Source organism: Streptomyces sp. NPDC006265 (assembly GCF_040613555.1).
Lineage (GTDB): Bacteria > Actinomycetota > Actinomycetes > Streptomycetales > Streptomycetaceae > Streptomyces.
In genome coordinates this window covers 1-1821 of the sequence record NZ_JBEXSH010001280.1, presented here as the reverse complement: position 1 = coordinate 1821, position 1821 = coordinate 1, and the positions used below count along the sequence as shown (strand labels likewise).

Sequence of the window (1821 nt, the reverse complement as noted above, 5' to 3'; positions counted from 1 at the left end):
GGTACAGGCTGTGGTCCTGCCCGGCCTCGAACACCTCGACGTAGTGCGCGGCCAGTTCCATCGGCGGGGTGACGGCCGCGTGGACGTCGCCACCCGCCACAGGGAGGCGAGCAGCGTGTCCTCGCCGACGTACGCGGGGGCCGTGGTGGCGGTGCCGCCGCCGAGCCGGTAGCCGATGCGCACCGGCTGGACCGGCACCCCCGCGTCCAGCGCGGCCTGGAAGTCGGCCCGGCGGAAGGTGCCCTGCGCCCGGCCGCACCAGGTGCTGCCCTCGGGGAAGGCCGCGACCGCGGCGCCCTCACGCAGCGCCGCGGCGATCCGGGCGACCGTGTCCGGGAGGGCCCGCAGCCGGTCGCGGTCGATGAACAGGGTCCCGCCGCGGGCGGCCAGGGCACCGGCGACCGGCCAGCGCCGTACCTCCGTCTTGGCCAGCATCCGGGCGGGGCGTACGGCGGCCAGCAGCGGGATGTCCAGCCAGGAGATGTGGTTGGCGACCAGCAGCAGTCCGCCGGTGGGAGCGGTGGCACCGGTGATACGGACCCGGACCCCCGCGGCCCGCACGATCCACCGGCACCAGCTCCGGATCAGGGACGGCGGGATCCGGGCGCCGAAGGGCGTCAGCGTGATGCCCGCGAGGAGGAGCAGGAGGACCGTACCGAGCCGCAGCACAGCACGCGGCACGGCCCGCGCGCGCACGGCCGCCGACGCCTCGACACAGGCGCGGGGCGTGCAGGGCGCGGTGGGCAGCCAGGCGCTCATCAGGCCGGGACGAGGGAGAGGAAGTGCCGCAGGTAGCGCGCGTTGACGCGGCTCATCGGCAGCAGCACGTACAGGTCGGCGACGCCGAAGGCCGGGTCGTGGGCCGGTGCGCCGCACACCCAGGCACCGAGGCGCAGGTAGCCGCGCAGCAGGGCGGGCAGTTCGACGCGGGCGGCGGGCGCGGGGCCGGGCGTCCACGGCAGCAGCGGCCGCACCCGGAACTCCTCCGGCGAGAGGTGCTTGTCGCCGACCCGGTCCCAGGTGGCGGACGCGAGAGCGCCGCCGTCGGCGAGCGGGACGGAGCAGCAGCCGGCGAGCCACTCGTGACCGCGGTCGACCATGTAGCGGGCGATGCCGGCCCAGATGAGGCTGATGACCGCGCCGTCGCGGTGGTCGGGGTGCACGCAGGAGCGGCCGACCTCGACGAGCTGCGGCCGGATCCCGTCGAGGGCGCTCAGGTCGAACTCGCCCTCGGAGTACAGCCGCCCGGCGACCGCCGCGCGCTCCGGCGGCAGCAGCCGGTAGGTGCCGACGACCTGGCCGGTGGTCTCCTCCCGGACGAGCAGGTGGTCGCAGTACGCGTCGAAGGAGTCGACGTCGAGGCCGGGCTGCGGGCCGGCCAGCAGGGCGCCCATCTCCCCGGCGAAGACGTCGTGCCGCAGCCGCTGGGCGGCACGCACGTCCTGCTCGTTCCGGGCGAGGGCGATGGTGTAGCGGGTGGGGGCCGTGGGCTGCGCGGGGCGGTCGACGGTCAGTACGCCGGTCATGGCACTCTCCTGGTCACGGGCCGGTCGGTGAGGCGGGGCGGGGCCGGGCGCTGAGGTGGCGTGCGAACCTCCGCGCTGAGGTGGTGTGCGAGCCTCCGCCTCTGTTGTCCCGAGGCCGACTGACCTTCGCGTGTCATGTGCAGAGAGAGCGGGTGTGAGGTTGTTGAACGGCTCGCGCCCCCGGGTGCGGCCCGGATGGCCTAGTGCCGCGGCAGGCAACGTTTGCCCGTTGAGGAGCGGCGTCCGGTGCGTGCTCTCGGCGTGCCGGCCGGAAGCCCCCGTACTGGACGTACTT

At 75.3% G+C, this 1821-nt stretch carries 2 protein-coding genes; both read right to left on the bottom strand.

Features of this window, described 5'->3' with window-relative positions; genetic code table 11:
• A partial coding sequence (locus tag ABZ281_RS47985; protein ID WP_356664994.1) for a lysophospholipid acyltransferase family protein occupies positions 1-759 on the bottom strand: 759 nt, incomplete at its 3' end.
• Positions 759-1526 carry a GNAT family N-acyltransferase gene (locus ABZ281_RS47980; RefSeq protein WP_356664992.1) on the bottom strand — a complete coding sequence of 256 codons (768 nt, stop codon included), beginning with the start codon at positions 1524-1526 and terminating at the stop codon, positions 759-761. The genes ABZ281_RS47985 and ABZ281_RS47980, both read right to left, overlap by 1 nt.
• Between the last annotated feature and the right edge of the window lie 295 nt (positions 1527-1821).

Excerpts from the sequence above, each read along its gene's own strand:
- ABZ281_RS47980 (WP_356664992.1), bottom strand. The coding sequence starts at position 1,526 with ATGACCGGCGTACTGACCGTCGACCGCCCCGCGCAGCCCACGGCCCCC.